The sequence below is a fragment of the Brevibacillus reuszeri genome, from assembly GCF_001187725.1.
In the GTDB taxonomy this organism is placed as follows: Bacteria; Bacillota; Bacilli; order Brevibacillales; family Brevibacillaceae; genus Brevibacillus; species Brevibacillus reuszeri.
In genome coordinates this window covers 676776-691761 of the sequence record NZ_LGIQ01000005.1, presented here as the reverse complement: position 1 = coordinate 691761, position 14986 = coordinate 676776, and the positions used below count along the sequence as shown (strand labels likewise).

Genomic DNA, 14986 nt, shown 5'->3' with positions numbered 1-14986 from the left:
GAGCGCTTTTCGTTGTGAATGAAGGGAAAGAAGCTTACTCGTGTACTGTAGCTGAGATGACGCTCTCCCATGCTTCCCGAGAAACGGGCCTATACTCCATCAGCTCGGCGAAAAAGTGAACATCGAGAAGCTGATCCTCCTGGATGCCACGCTTCGTCGTCTTGTGCATATGCTTGTTGACATACAAGCGGGCCAAAATGTATTTGCGCACATCTCCATGGCTAATTGCCTGATCCTCGGCTTCACTCACGATACACGTCAAGGAATAAAGATCGGCCATGTGGTTCGCGAGTGCTTTCAGTTTAGAGCTCACATAGTGTGGAGATTGGCGCAGCAGATACGCAATGTTTTCTTCCAGCACTGCTAGCTCGGCTACTACAAGCTGGGCAAACGGCCTCGATAAATCATGACTCCAGCCTTCGACACGCTCACGCATTTTTATTAGAAAAACGTGATGCGCATTTTCTTTTTGCATGACACGAAATAAGTCCAAAGCCAAAATATTGGAGGTCCCCTCCCACACGGTCAGAACCTGTGCATCCCGCAACAAGCGAGGCGTCACATATTCCTCGATAAAGCCATTGCCCCCGTGAATTTCGATCGCCGTATGTGCTGCCTCGACAGCCTCTTCTCCTGTTCGATATTTCAGAACGGGGATAAGCAGCCGTGCTAAAGCGAGATCCTCTTTATTGCCATCTGGCGACTGCAAGCGATCATAGACCTGGAGCATATCAAAAATTGCCCCACTGCTCACCTCAACATCCAGTAAAAGCTCGACCAGCATTTGTCTGACCATTGGATATTGGTCAATAGGGCTGCCGAATGCGCGCCGCTCGTGAGCGTAATATTGTGCCTCGTACAATGCCCGGCGCATAATGCCGATGGATGCGACTGCATTGCAAATGCGAGATAAATTCAACGCTTCTGCCATGTACTTGAAGCCTTTCTCGGGCTGTCCGATCAGATAGCCCTCTGCTTCTTCCAGCAGCACCTCCGCAGATGGAACCGCATTGACGCCAAGCTTATCCTTCAAACGGCGTACCTGAATCTGGTTTCTATCTCCATTTGGTTTGACCCATGGTACGAGGAAAAGCCCGAGCCCTTTTGTTCCAGGCTGTTCAACATCTATTCTCGCGAGTACGGTGGCCACCATCGCCCCTGCATTGCTCGCGAAAAATTTTTCACCAGTCAGCCGATACACACCCGGACGCCCCTCGACCGCTTGCGCCACCGTTGCGTTTGCTCCCACATCCGAGCCGCCTTGCCGCTCGGTCAACCACGTAGCGCCCTCGTACAAGGACGCTCGGTCAGATGAAGTGAGACCTGACAAGTATTTCTGCTTCTGCTCTTCGTCACCATAGCGATCAATCAAATATGCCGCTGACATCGTCAGAGTAACCGGACAATAAAAGCCCGGCTCTGTTTGGCTCACCAAATAGCCCATCAAAAAGGAATAGGTATACGGAACTGTCCTGCCGAGCTCAGGCACAGGATGATACAAGTGACGGACAATCCCCGCACCATAGATAGCTGCAACCGTCTCTTTATAGCCTTCATTCGTTACAATCTCGGAAACATCTTCGCCGAGCCGGTTGTATTTACGCAAACGCGGCTTTCCTTCTCGGTCGGTATAGGCTGCCCGTTCATCCATTGGACCTGCCACATAGGCACCCAGCTCCGTTAGCTGACTTTTTGCCCATTCATGGAGCTCTGTAGGCAAATAGCGTACGAGCAAATATTCCAGGTTGGGATCGGCTATATAAAAGTTTTGCTCAGAGGCTAATCGTGGGTGAGGGATATTGTCACTGTACGTCCGGCGGTCAATGCTCGACTGCAGGCTGCTCATCTCTACTCCACTCCCTGTAAAGAATGTGTGTCGCGCAGGCTATGCTTCAAAATCTTGCCGCTTGAATTACGGGGCAAAGCTGGAAGAACGACCACTTGCCGCGGAAGCTTGTAATCAGCGAGACGCCCTCCAAGGAAGTCACGGATTTCCTGATTCCAATCGTTTTTTCCCTCTGTATCTGGTCGCAGAACGACATAAGCCGTTATCGTTTCACCCCACTCAGGATGCGGCAATCCAACGACCGCTACCTCCTGAATCGCTGGATGACGCTCCAGTTGCAGCTCGATTTCCTTTGGATACACGTTGATGCCACCTGTAATCATGACATCCTTTTTTCGATCAACGATCCACAAAAATCCATCTTCGTCCATGCGGCCAATATCGCCTGTATAAATCCAACCATCCCGCAGCGTCTCGCTTGTCGCTTCTGGATTGTTGTAATAGCTCTTCATCATGCCTTCCCCGCGCACACGGATTTCGCCCGCTTCACCCGCTGCCGTCTTCTCTCCGCTTTCATTTACCACTTCGATTTCGGCAAATAATACGCCCCGATTGCCGATACTCCCTACCTTATCCGGGTGCTCACGATGGAACAGACACGTACCAGTCGGTCCTGCCTCTGTCAATCCATAAACACATGCCAGCTTGTCGCGGCCATATGCCTGTTCCATATGCTCCGCCATTTCTTTGGACAACGGCGCTCCGCCATATATCCAACACTCGACAGATGAAAGATCAAACTGGCTGAACGCGGGATGCTTCATCGTCAGCAAATACGCGACTGGCGCGCCAAAGAAATGCGTGATTTTATGCTTCTGGACAAGTGACAGCAGCAGTTCAGGCGAAAAAGTCAGCGCACTGACCTGTGTGGCGCCAAGCATCAGGGCAGGGATAAAGAAGAGATGCAGTGGAGCCGAATGACTAAGTGGCATGAGCTGCAAGACTCGCGAGAGGTGTGTCATTCCCATCTCGATCGACATCATTTTGGCTACGGTCAGCAAGCTGCGATGAGTATATAAAACTCCTTTGGGGCGTCCAGTCGTACCGGACGTATACAAAATACTGACCTCGGTGTCTTCGGTTGCCCAGTTTGCTTCAGGATCAATCACGTGGGCTGCCAGCTTATCGGAGAGAATCTCCTCTAGCGACCAATCCGCAGTTCCTACCCATTCGCCCTGGCTTTTTCCAGTTTTGATCGCGACGATTTTTCCATTTTCCTCGACCAGTTCATTGACTGATGGTACGAGAGCCTCATGAACCACTAGCGCTGTCGCCTGGGCGTGCTCACAAATATAGCGCACCTCTTCCTGAGTAGATCGAGCATTGATCGGTACGACGATGGCACCGCATCGAATAACCGCTATGTACATAAACGCAAATTCCAGACAATTGGGCATCATGAGAATGACCCGATCGCCGAACGCAACACCTTGTTCACGCAAATGACATGCCCAGTGGTTTGCCATATCATCCCACAACGAGAAGCTCACTTCATCCTCACCTGCGATTAATGCAGGTTTATTCGGAAATTTGCGTCCATTTGCTGCAAGCAGAGCTGATACATTCATCGGTCATCCTCCTAGTCTCTTCAAGCAATTTTTGTTCAAAGCTTTGCTTGTAGACGAGAATGTCTTCCCTAAGCTGTCTCAACTCGCTGATTTTCTCGTCAATTTCCGTCAGCTTCTGATTGCCGTACTCAATCGTGCGTAACAGCTGCAAACGGCCTGTTCGATCTTCTGCAAACAATTCGATCATCTCGCGGATTTGATCCAGGGAGAAGCCGAAGCGTTTACCACGCAGAATCAGCCGCAATCTCGCACGATCCCCGCGGCTGTAAAATCTGATCCCCCGCTCAGTTCGACCAGGCATAATCAAGCCCAGCTCTTCGTAATAGCGTATGGTTCTCGTACTGACATCCAATTCGTGAGCAAGAGCAGAGATGGGCCAAGATTCTTGTCTACCAATTTCTTCTCTGGTCATGTTTTGGAGGTCCTCCTGAAATATTTAGTAAAAATTCAGAAATAACTGATTATACATATTTTACCTATCGTTTACGTTAACGTCAACTAGGCCTAACCCACACGGAAAAATTTCCAGAGTCAATCACCCATCTGCGGGTCGCCCATATATTGTTATTGTGAGTTTTTCGAGGAGGTGAAGCAATGGCCGTTATCAAAACAAACGCAAATGACGTGGCATTACTTGCACGGTTAATGCGTGCAGAGGCAGAAGGGGAAGGCGAGCTTGGCATGCTGATGGTGGGAAACGTCGGTGTGAACCGGATTCTCGGAAATTGTCTGGACTTCAAAAACATCCGTTCCATGAGTGACATGGTTTATCAATCGCCAGGTGGCTATGAATCCGTCCAAAAACCGTATTTTTATCAGCGTGCACGCGATCGAGAGAAACGTCTGGCAAAGCGTACTATTAATGGAGAACGGACACACCCTGCTTCGAATGCTTTGTGGTTTTACCGTCCGACAGGGAATTGCCCTGCTACCTGGTGGGATCAACAAAACTCCGGACGCTATAAAGCACATTGCTTCTTTGTACCAAAACCATCAGAATGTCCGCGTGTTTACTAGAGGAAGATAGATAAAGGAGCGAGTTCATCATGAGTCAACAAATGCCATACCCTTCTTACCAACAATACGGGTATGATATGTATCAATCTACACAGTTTCCAATGGGAATGCCTCAACAGCAGCCATTTGGAATGCCTCAACAGCAACAGCCGCAATTGGTACCGATGCAGCCAAGCGGCACCTGGATTCCTGGCACGCCCATAACGCCAGGTCAACTCGTAGAGGAATCGTATATCGAGAACATTTTGCGCTTGAATCGCGGTAAAGTAATCACTGTATACCAAACTTTTGAAAACAACAGCCAATGGAACGCTAAAATCTTCCGTGGCGTTCTGGAAACGGCAGGACGCGACCATATCATCTTGAGCGATCCGCAAACCGGAAAACGCTATTTGCTACTCATGGTCAATACCGATTACATTACGGCAGACGAGGAATTGAATTACATTCCTCCTACACTCCCACAAGGGATTCGCTAAACATCACATATCGGCGGCCTTTCTTCTTCGCTCATTGAAGAAAGGCTGCCTCTTTTGTGCGTCATACTGTTTGTTATAATAGGGAGATGCTGCATCTCATCAGACCATAGCGAAAAAGGATGACGTACATTGGCATTCGGAATTACCAGAGATGAATTAAATAAATGGAAGCAAGCTGTAATCAGGGAGGAAATCGCTTTTTTGACGCATTACTGGCTCGATCCGCGCTTTCCAGATGTGAAAACAGTCACCAAGGTAGGCTGTGCAAACCGTCAGCGCTTAATCGAGTGGTGCCTTTCACATGGGCTGAATCCGGTCTATATTCACGACCGCCCTCCTTTTCCACATTTTGACCTGCTTGGTTCCCGACAAAAGGAAATATTACAAAAGGAAGGGCGCTGGGATCAGCTTGAGCGCTTTGGCTTGCTAGACAAATAGACGAGGATCAAGAAAAAGACTGCCCGCAGGCAGCCTATTTTCGTTTTTTCTCCTTATTGTAGCCGCGCTCACCGTACGGAGTGAGTTTTTCCAGCCACTTGTCTTCCAATTTTTCTAACTCCTCCGCCTCATCAAAGTACGGCACGTCTTTTATCTCCAATACCTCTAGCACTTCAAATTCAAAGGCTTCTGGCCCAAATTCATTCCACTCCTTTTGCAATTCCCGGTTTGTATGGGAACCATGCTGGAGCATGAATTTTCTTCCATTCATCGTCTTCAAATTTCTGCTGCTGGTGACAAACACTTTACCATTCTTTGTATTTTTGATTTGATAGACGCCTGCTTCCGTCTTCACTTCCTTGTACATCTGCTTCAGCTCTTGTTTTCGATCCATCTGTGATTCCTCCTGTTCCCTATCATTTACCCAATATTGGCTGCCATCGGGCTTTCTATCGAGCAATGCATAATCAATCAAATATCTGCGCAAAGTAACGTGATCCGCATAAATTTCCTCAAGAACAGCGTTTACTTCTTTTTCATTGTAAATATGCTCCGGGTCAAACCGTTGTGCGATTTGCTCCAGGACAAACAATCGATGCTTATGTTTGCGCGGGAAGCTAGCTAAAGAACCGTCTGTTCCTTCCGGGAAGTACTTGCTTACAAGCTCTGCCACTTCTTTTTCCGTTGCTGGCAGCGCTGAATCCTGTGATTCCTTTGCTGGCTTGCTGTTCTTCACACTACCTGAAGCGGAAAAGGATGTTTGTTTGTCGCTTTCCCGAAGCAGCTCCATCATGGTCAGAAATACTTTGGCTTGACGTTCTTTCTCTTTCAAGGCAAAGCGGTGATTTCGGATCGTAGACGCGCTTCCGATGCCCATCGCCTTTTGAACCTCGTTATCATTTTTTCCTTGATAAAATAAACGCAAAAGACTTGTTTGATGATCAGACAAGCCAGTCAGCCTTTTATCCAGCTTACTCAAGTGATCAAATACAGACTCATGTTCCTTCTCTATATGGTGCCGCATGTATCGCTGAGCATCGTATAACACATCATCTACCGGAAAAATGATTCCTTTTTCAACGGTTTCTCCACACAACAGGCACAGGTATTCATGCTCGTTTTCGATATAGCCACGCTTTAGCTCTTCTACAGATGCGCTCCAGAACTGATCATGTACACTCATCTGATAAACACAACCTTCATTTGTTTGTTTTACTATAGATACCTTACCACTATATCTATTTTTAGTCAAACAAAAAAGCCTCCTGTCTATAAATCCACAGACAGAAGAGCTTGTTGTTTATCTTTCATTAGCCTGCAAGACCAGACTTTTTTCTGCCATTCCCCGCAAAAACTCACTGCGGTCTCCCTTCCAAAACCGTCCATCTGTCGCTTCCCTTCTCTGCCTGTAGCGAATCGCCAATCGATTAACGAGACGATTGATCTCCAGATGCTGGACCTCATCCATCGTAAAGCGAACCGCATACTCATAGAAATCCTGCTCCCAGGAAGCAGTGCGAACCACGTGCCCATACATTTTTAGTGGCTGTCCACACAGCTCTGTCTCGAATTGAAGGACAAGCTGATCATTTGCCGGCATTTTTAAATGGGAGAGAAAAAGCAGCCCACCTGCCCCTATATCTTCTATCAGAACGGTCGCACTACCGATCTCCATGGTCTTCCCTTTTACAAGGACAATCGTCATATCGGCGCAGAGGGCGTGCTCCAGCTTCAGTCGAAAATATTCTCGTTGATGTCCCTCTGATACGATCGTCACTTCGCTCACCTTCCCATAAGAAAGACGCCGATCCATAGGCGCCTTTATTTATTTTTCTGCTTCTGATAGCGCATTTCCTTCAAGGTTACATTGGAATTTTCCCAGAGCTGTCTCTGGTCATGCTCGATAGAGTCCTTCCGTTCCAGTCGGAAGAGGAGCTTGACGAGAAACCAGACAATCAGGAGAAACCCAGCAAAGATGACGAGCGTTAAATAGATCATAGTGTAATCCCCTCCCTTTTTCAGTGAAAAACGTCTCGACGCTTTTCATAAAAGTGGATGTAACCGTTTGCGGTCAAATCAAACAGTCATGACCGTTTTGTTACATGATATGGGAGGGGTCGAAAAAAGATTACCTTTTGTGACAAAAATGTGACGAATTTAAATAAAGCGCTACCAATTAGAAAGGAGTGGTGCTTCTCGGTTTATCACTGATGAAAAACAGCCTGTCCAGCTTGGCTATCGCCTCAGCAGCATCAACCTCAACCAGACCATACGTATACAGCTTGCGGAAGCTCACTGCTCCCATCACCAGCGAAGAGAAATCGGAAATATCCATGCTCACGCTTACTTCCGCCTCTCCATCCACGATTATTTTTGGACGTCCCTCGCTGAACTGGATGAGCCAGCTTCCCTCATTTTCTGGTAAAAACGAATCTCGAATGGTCAACCGCAGTGTCAACTGCTCCGTCCCGAACATTGGCTGCGCAAGCTTGGAGAAGAAGCCAGGTACATCAATGACACGATACATCAGTCCGACACCCGATGTGTGACTCTCATGATACACGCTGGGCAAGAGGTTGTTAGTGCCGTTCCCCGGATCGGACAGCAAAAGATGAAAATCTTCATCAGTCGTAGTCAAGACGATTCGATGTACTTGATCGGCCTGACTATGCAAAAAGGAAAGCAGCTGGTTCAAAGCTTCTTGCGACTCATATTCAAACTCTTTGACGACCAGATCATTGATCATCTTGTTTTCCTCGTGGGCGCGCTGAAACTGGAAGGCAAGATAGCCACCGAGCTTTCCTTCGTTTTTATAGCCCACGACAATTTGCTCTGGCTGCTCCAGAAACTTTTTCAGTTCTCGATCCGTTTTTCTGATCATTCCATGTGTTTGGCGAACAATCCGATGAGAACAGGCTAACATCTCTTCTCTATTTTCCATACCTAAGTAAATAATTTTGTCCTTGCTTCCAAAGGGCAGACTGGATGGCTTTATCCGATATTGATGGATTTTGGTTCCCACCCCGAAGCCCATTTGCTTGTAAAAATCGACGCGAAACGGGTATAGAGAGACGAGACTGACTCCACGCTCCCGATAGCTGCCAATGAAGCCTTCCAGCATCGTCTTTGCTACCTTCTCTTTTTTATGCAAGAGATCTACCGCTACCATCCCGATTCCACCCGTGAGCATTTGGGTGCCGTGTACATTCATCGACAGGTCATGCCATCTCATCATACCAATAAGCTGGTCATTGCGATAGCACCCGTGAAAACTGACGTTTGGATCGTTTTCCAAGGTATCCTTTACTCGTTCGCTAAAACGCTGAGCATTCTCAGATGCCAAGAGATTGCTGCCTGGGTACGCCATCCCTGTAATTCTGACAACCTCGCTGACTTCCTCACTTGTAACGGGGCGAATCTCTTCCATCGATCATTGCACTCCTGTCTGTTGAAATAGGGGAATACCATAATCTACTTACAGAAAATAGTAACGAATGGGAGTGCATTTAGGCAATAAGAAATTTGTATTTTCTGGTAATTTGTGTATAGAATGTGGCGAACCCGGGTGAAATACTAGGTCCATATATGTAGTATTATTTCTGCAGCTGGTAGATTTCAGCAGGCGAGGCGGCTGACCATTGTTCCACGTCCAGGGCTGGATGAGCGTCCAAAAATGCTTGAGCGATTCGATAGCCCTCACTGTAGCCAAAACCGCGAGGAAGCTCGTCTCCGCCGAACATAATTTTTTGCATGAGGGGGTAGTTCGTTGAGGATACATTTTGCGTGGGGGGATTTTCTCTGATGCCTTGGATGATGCCCATGTATTCTCCCTGTCCGAAGCAAGCCTGTGCTACAGGTTGAAATATCGTTTCCTCATACAGCTTGCGCAGGTTCGTTTCATGACTCGCATTTGCTTTCGTCATGTAGTCCTTCATCGCTGTATGCAGTTGAATGATATGGAACTCTTGACTCTCTCCATTCGCTTCTATGGTAAAGTTCTCTGCAGGAAAAAGCGAGTCTTTTGTCGCGTCCCTCTCGCTCATGCTCATGCATGCTGCTGCAAAAATGACTGCTGCCAATATCGTTATGAGAAGCCGGCTCCTATGGATAAAGATCCCCCTCTTTTTCGATTATTCTCGTTCTTGCTTGATCTTTTTTCAATTGGATCACCTCTTCCACTTGTACGTGTAAGCATAAGGAAAAGTAACGTCCTTTTCATCCCAGCAAAAAAAGCGCCAGCTCAAGGCCGACGCTTTTTCTTCTACAGATTCCTAACAGGCTCCTTCTGGGCCTTGGCGATGACCAGTGACAAAAAGAAAGTACATACAGCCAAAACAAGTGAGCCTATAAATACGACATGTACCCCCGATGCGAGAACATCTCTGATTTGCTCAAGCTGTCCAGCAGGGATATTCCCTGTTTCAAACGACGCTCCGAGATTCCCCTGACCACTTCCTACGGTCATCAGGTTGAACATCATCCCAAAAACTGCTGCGCCAAAGGTTTGGCTAAAGGTACCGGTAAACGTATTGAGCGCTACCGCTGTCCCCCGCTTGTCTACTGCTACCGACGCCTGGATTTTCACCATGATAATCGGACTGATCAGCCCCATGCCAAGCCCAATCATGCCGACCGCCAAATAGATGAGATAACCAGCAGAATGGGAAACGAGCAAAGTAAGCAGGAAACCTGCAATCGTCAGGACTGCTGTTCCCGCAGTAATCAGCTGTTCTGCACGCAGCTTGCCCAGCAAATTCCCAGACAGGACTGCACCAATCGTCCAGCATACTGGCATTGGCATGAGAACAAAACCTGCCATCGTCGCGCTCTCTCCCAAAACGCCCTGACTCCAAATCGGCAAATACACGACCATACTGATCACAATCCCGTTTGTTAACAAGGTAAGCAGGTTAATCAGCATCACGTTCCGATTGGTCAAAAGCGAGAGCGGGATGAGCGGCTCTGGCGACTTTTTCTCTACGGACACAAAGATCAAGAAAGTAACCAGTGCAAACACGATCAAAGAAATCGTAACCGGACTCAGCCATGACTGATGCTGGCTTCCAGTGAGCAATGCGTACAACAGCGCAATCGTACCTACTGAAAAAATAAGGGCACCTGGATAATCGATATGACGCTTCGCTTTGACAGCCAGCTTTTCTTTATACAGCACCATAAGCATAAAAAATGATACCAACCCAAATGGCAGGTTGAGGAGAAAAATATAACGCCAGGTCAGCGTATCAACCAAAAATCCTCCGACCAATGGACCCGCAACACCTGACAGTCCCCACACTGCACTAATCCATCCCTGTGCTTTCGCTCTAGCTGTTTGCTCCGTATACAAATCGCCGATAATCGTCATCGTAATCGGCATAACTGCACCTGCACCCAGCCCCTGAATCGCCCGGTAGATGATCAGCTGCTCCATGGAAAAAGCCACACCACAGAGGGTGGACCCTAACAAAAAGATTCCGATCCCTGCCAAGAAAACATTTTTGCGACCGAACAAATCCGCCAGCTTCCCGTAAATCGGAGCGGATACCGCAGTAGCCAGCATGTAAATCGCATACACCCAGCTAACTTGCTCAAATCCCGACAAATCACTGGTGATTCGCGGTACGGCTGTACTCACAATCGTTCCTTCCATTGCGGCCAGGAATGTCGAGAGCATCAGCGCCATCATAATTTTTCCTCTCATCTTGCTCTCCTCTCCAGCTCTTTTTAGATCACGATCCATCAAAAAGCATTGTCATAGTATACCACACAATTTCTTTTGCCTGTCGTCTGTCTCCTGAAGAAAAATCGGTGATTCCGAGCCTGTAAGGTTCTACATGGCAGAGATGGCATGTGGAAACAAAAAGCCTCAGCTTGTCCACTGCCAAGCGAGGCCGTTCTTCTACCGCTTATTCTTTGCCAGCCAGCCTTTTTATGGCCGTGAACACTTGAGCGTAGTAATGCTCCTCATGCGGTACAAATTCAGCTTTGGTCACCTTGCATGCTGTATCGATGGCGGCTCCGCTCTCATTTAGCAAAAATCCTGTTGCCGCAATCTCGGCTAATTCATCCGCAAATAGCTTCGTGAGCGGCTCCAACCGAACCCACAACAAACCGGTTACCTCTTCTTCTTGGATCACATATTCATGGAGAGGCTGTTCACACTCAAGCGCAAACGTGTGGCATATTTCTTTGTCTATAATTCCTGGTGAGCTCATCACATCACGAATCATCCCGATCTCGCTCAACTGCTCGAAGCGAACAGACAACCCGAGCTCCTCGTACAGCTCCCGAACACCATCGGCAGGCTGCTCAGAGGCAAGCAAATGACCGGCAGAAGTGATGTCGAGCAAATTCGCACAAGTATCCTTTTGCGGATGTCTTTTTTGGAACAGGATTTCGATCTGCTCATGGGCAACCCGATAGATCCAGCAATGAAACGTTTGATGCCACAGTCCCAATTGATGCACCTTGCTGCGTGCTTCCACCCCGATATGCTGTCCTGCTTCATCAAAAATATCCAGTTGTTCTTGTTGCATGTAATGATTCCACCTCGCCCACTTATGTCTCTGACTCTTCCGTCACTCTTACATTCATGACTTAGGTGGAATTTTCCTTCCAAGCAAAAAGAAGTTCTTTATACTACTAGGCAATAAAGCGCTCTTGCAGTGAATGATTCAACATGGTTAAACGCTTCACTTCTCCGTCAACCAGCATAGCCGATTCAATCTGACGCGCACTCATATGGGCCAGCTCCTCCATGGCTGCAGTCCCTTGCTCGATGACGGTAGAGATTTGTGCGATTTCTCCTGTAACATTGACTGAATCTGACTTGATCGCGTGCATTCGTTTGTTCAACGTATGAATAAACGCAAGGCACTGCGCAACCGTTTCTTTCACCTGATCAAATTCAGCAGCGAACGCGTCTACCTCCGCCTCGGATAGCTTGATTACGGATTGTCCCTTTTGAATCTGGGCAGAGGTCAGTTCACTTTCTCGCTGAATCGCCTCCATGCTCGTCTGAATGTCTGTGGCAGCATCACGACTTTGATTTGCCAGCTTTCTGATCTCTTCAGCGACAACAGAAATGCCCTTGCCATGTTCTCCTGCCCGGGTCGCCTCAATCGAAGCATTCAAAGCGAGCAGGTTAGTTTGATCTGCTACCTTTTGAATCAGATGAATCATGCTTTTGGCACGATCAGATGATTGCTTGAGAGAGGTCATTCGCTCTACTACCATGTTGATTGCCGCTGTTATTTGCAGCATGTGCAGATGCAGGTTCTGGAGCTTATCATAACTGTTTGCTACGGCTTGCTCGGTCTGCCCCGCATTCTCCTTCATCTCTACAGAAGAGGTCAAAGCATCCTCGATAGACTGATGGATACTTTGCAGATTGTTTTCCATCTGCTCGATTGCGTTGGCTTGATCACCTAGCCCATGAGCCACTTCTGTAAAAGCTTGGCGCATCTCCTGATTTGTTTTGACATTTTGCTCAGATTTCCCTGACACGATGTCAGACGTGGAGCCGATTTGCCCTGCAAGCGAGCGTACCTGCTCCAACAATTCTACGATTTCTTCTTCCTTGCTCTTTTTTTCTTGCTCCAGCTGCTCTGTTATTTGCTTTTTGGAATTGATTTGCAAATACGTGGCGCCAGATGTCAGCAGCAAGAAACCGGCGTGGAGAAGAAGCATGAGGAACGAGTATGATTCAGCTCCGAACACAAGGCGAGGTACAAAAAGAAATCCCAGTACATGCTGGATGGCAAACAGCGAAGTCATCATCACAATCAGTCTCGTATTTTCATAATAGGCGGTAGCAGCAATCACCATAAAAATGGAGAAATGAAATTCTACAGCCCCACCTCCGCCACTGATGATTCCCATACTCGAAAATGTCAGTGTCAGCGTGTTCATCCAGGGCAGCAGCTCGCTTCCCTTGCTTCGTACATACAAATAAACAGCAAAGATAGTAGAGAGGACAGGCAACAGGCAAATAGCGATTTGACCTGCAACAAGAGAAGCGTTTATAGGTAAGCCTGAATCATGCATCCCCATAGAATGCTGAAACGGATCAAATACTTTTGTCACGATAAAGACAATGACGTTCAGCAATACGGCAGCAAGAGAGAGTATCAGCATCAAGCGATTCTTTTTGATTAGCATAGGCGTAGCCATGGTCTTCCCTTCGTTTCATCATTTGATTTTCTTCCCAGTAGCGTGTGCACTTTCATTCTAGCAAAGGAATCTGAACCATTTCTGAAACTCTCTTATCCAACGCTTATTGTCAGATGACTTGCTTCTTGCCGTACCCTGCTGCTGGACGTTCCTTCCAAAGCTTTTCCAATACGATAGCCATTACGACTCCAACCAACAGCCCGTTCCCTGCGATGTACTGGACAACTGTCGGTAGCCCCTGGAACATATCAGAAGGCAGGAACATGATCGACAGCCCGAGTAATAGTGTCACGCCCAGAATCGTCAGTCTTCTTTCTGTTAGTGGCTCCCGCATAACGGCTCGCACGCCTAAACCGACCATCGGCACAAAAGCAGCCAGCTCGACTGCATAGGCGACAGGCCCTGGCAATTTCGTCAGCAGGCCGATGGCAGCGGGGATAAATGACAGGCAAACCATGGTCAGCCCACCGATGAGAAAAGGTCCCATCCTGCTTTGCCCCGTCACGCTGACAAAGCCTGCACTACCACCCAAAGGAACGATGCCAACTGTTGAAAACACGGAAGACAGCAGATGAGTAAATCCACCAATCAGGGTGCCCCGCGAGAAACGCTTTGGATCTACCTGCTGCTGCCCCCCAATCGCCTGCTCCATCGAATCTGTTGCAGCGAGCGTGCTGGACAGCAGCATCAAAACGAGCGGGAAAACGGCAATTGTCATCCCCAGATCAAACTCGGGAGGTCCCCAGGCAAAAGGCTGTGGCAGGCGAAACCAGCTGGTATCTGAAATCGTAGCGCCTCCCATCCCCATACAGGAAAAAACGAGCCAGCCCGCTACTATCCCGATGAGAATCGCGTAGCTTTTCCACCAGTCTCTCCCCCAGGTCGAAAGGCAAAAGACGAGAACAAAAACACCAACCGCAATCAGTCCAGCCCATGCTCGCTCACCAGTTAACGGTCCTTCTCCCGCCCCCAGCATGCCTTTGATAAATACACCGCCGAGCTGAAAGGAGAGCAGCAAAAGAAACGAGCCTGTCACCAAGGGTGTAAACAAACTCACAAACCGCTCTGCGATGCCGCTCACTGCAAACAGCACAAGAGCAGCAACAAGCATTCCGCCCTCCAAAATATGCAGGGTAGTTGCCAAATCCTCCCCCTGGCGCAAGGCCATATCGCCCAAAATCACAAAAACACTGAGCCAGATTCCAGCCGGGCCATCCGCAATCGGTAAGCGATGCCCCACAAGCCCCTGCAAAATGGTGGAAGCACCTGCGATGAGAAAGGTTCGTTGCATCAAGCTCGCAATCTCATCGATGGACAAATGGTATAAGCCTCCGATGACGATCGGGATTGGAATAGAATACACCAGTAAATAAACAAACCATTGCACTGCCCCCAAAGAATAACTCCATCCAGCCGTCTGTGAGTTTCTGACCATGCGCCCCTCCCCTTAAAAAGCAAGGCTTCGC

The 14986-nt window shown here is 48.2% G+C and carries 15 protein-coding genes; 3 read left to right on the top strand and 12 right to left on the bottom strand.

Annotation, left to right across the window (positions count from 1 at the left end; genetic code table 11):
* Positions 1-34: 34 nt before the first annotated feature.
* From ADS79_RS06820 to ADS79_RS06810, 3 genes are read right to left on the bottom strand one after another with little or no spacing between them, the layout of a single operon-like run.
* Positions 35-1846, bottom strand: a complete 1812-nt coding sequence (locus ADS79_RS06820) for an acyl-CoA dehydrogenase family protein (RefSeq protein WP_049737655.1) — start codon at positions 1844-1846, stop codon at positions 35-37.
* Between the two features lie 2 nt (positions 1847-1848).
* A complete protein-coding gene (locus ADS79_RS06815; RefSeq protein ID WP_049737654.1) occupies positions 1849-3414 on the bottom strand; it encodes a class I adenylate-forming enzyme family protein in 1566 nt (521 codons plus the stop codon).
* Positions 3365-3826, bottom strand: a complete 462-nt coding sequence (locus tag ADS79_RS06810) for a MerR family transcriptional regulator (RefSeq protein ID WP_049737653.1) — start codon at positions 3824-3826, stop codon at positions 3365-3367. The genes ADS79_RS06815 and ADS79_RS06810 overlap by 50 nt, the downstream gene beginning before the upstream one ends.
* Before the next feature lie 182 nt (positions 3827-4008).
* Here ADS79_RS06810 and ADS79_RS06805 point away from each other — a divergent pair, with 182 nt between their 5' ends.
* From ADS79_RS06805 to ADS79_RS06795, 3 genes are all read left to right on the top strand, one after another.
* On the top strand, positions 4009-4431 hold the full coding sequence (locus ADS79_RS06805) for a cell wall hydrolase (protein ID WP_049737652.1): 423 nt from the start codon (positions 4009-4011) through the stop codon (positions 4429-4431).
* A 29-nt stretch (positions 4432-4460) separates the two neighbouring features.
* Positions 4461-4910: a spore coat protein GerQ gene (gerQ, locus tag ADS79_RS06800; protein WP_049737651.1), complete on the top strand. Its 450-nt coding sequence runs from the start codon at positions 4461-4463 to the stop codon at positions 4908-4910.
* Between the two features lie 129 nt (positions 4911-5039).
* The gene (locus tag ADS79_RS06795; protein WP_049737650.1) at positions 5040-5348 is read left to right on the top strand and encodes a hypothetical protein; all 309 of its coding nucleotides are present in this window, start codon (positions 5040-5042) and stop codon (positions 5346-5348) included.
* Between the two features lie 34 nt (positions 5349-5382).
* Here ADS79_RS06795 and ADS79_RS06790 read toward each other — a convergent pair whose 3' ends face one another.
* The 9 genes from ADS79_RS06790 to ADS79_RS06755 form a co-directional block, all read right to left on the bottom strand.
* A complete protein-coding gene (locus ADS79_RS06790) occupies positions 5383-6531 on the bottom strand; it encodes a DUF2087 domain-containing protein (RefSeq protein WP_049738160.1) in 1149 nt (382 codons plus the stop codon).
* A gap of 117 nt (positions 6532-6648) precedes the next feature.
* Positions 6649-7125, bottom strand: a complete 477-nt coding sequence (locus ADS79_RS06785; protein ID WP_141260969.1) for a PilZ domain-containing protein — start codon at positions 7123-7125, stop codon at positions 6649-6651.
* A gap of 44 nt (positions 7126-7169) precedes the next feature.
* Positions 7170-7346: a hypothetical protein gene (locus tag ADS79_RS35560; RefSeq protein WP_162839507.1), complete on the bottom strand. Its 177-nt coding sequence runs from the start codon at positions 7344-7346 to the stop codon at positions 7170-7172.
* 178 nt (positions 7347-7524) lie between these two features.
* Positions 7525-8775 carry a GNAT family N-acetyltransferase gene (locus tag ADS79_RS06780; RefSeq protein ID WP_049737648.1) on the bottom strand — a complete coding sequence of 417 codons (1251 nt, stop codon included), beginning with the start codon at positions 8773-8775 and terminating at the stop codon, positions 7525-7527.
* 166 nt (positions 8776-8941) lie between these two features.
* Positions 8942-9391 carry a DUF2268 domain-containing putative Zn-dependent protease gene (locus ADS79_RS06775; RefSeq protein ID WP_161807262.1) on the bottom strand — a complete coding sequence of 150 codons (450 nt, stop codon included), beginning with the start codon at positions 9389-9391 and terminating at the stop codon, positions 8942-8944.
* Positions 9392-9609: 218 nt separating this feature from the next.
* On the bottom strand, positions 9610-11049 hold the full coding sequence (locus ADS79_RS06770; RefSeq protein WP_049737646.1) for an MDR family MFS transporter: 1440 nt from the start codon (positions 11047-11049) through the stop codon (positions 9610-9612).
* A gap of 205 nt (positions 11050-11254) precedes the next feature.
* The gene (locus ADS79_RS06765; RefSeq protein ID WP_049737645.1) at positions 11255-11884 is read right to left on the bottom strand and encodes an NUDIX hydrolase; all 630 of its coding nucleotides are present in this window, start codon (positions 11882-11884) and stop codon (positions 11255-11257) included.
* A gap of 106 nt (positions 11885-11990) precedes the next feature.
* Positions 11991-13520 (bottom strand): methyl-accepting chemotaxis protein, encoded by a 1530-nt coding sequence (locus tag ADS79_RS06760; RefSeq protein ID WP_049737644.1) that lies wholly within the window; start codon positions 13518-13520, stop codon positions 11991-11993.
* Positions 13521-13629: 109 nt separating this feature from the next.
* Complete coding sequence (locus ADS79_RS06755) at positions 13630-14955, bottom strand: purine/pyrimidine permease (RefSeq protein WP_049737643.1); 1326 nt, start codon at positions 14953-14955, stop codon at positions 13630-13632.
* Positions 14956-14986: the final 31 nt, after the last annotated feature.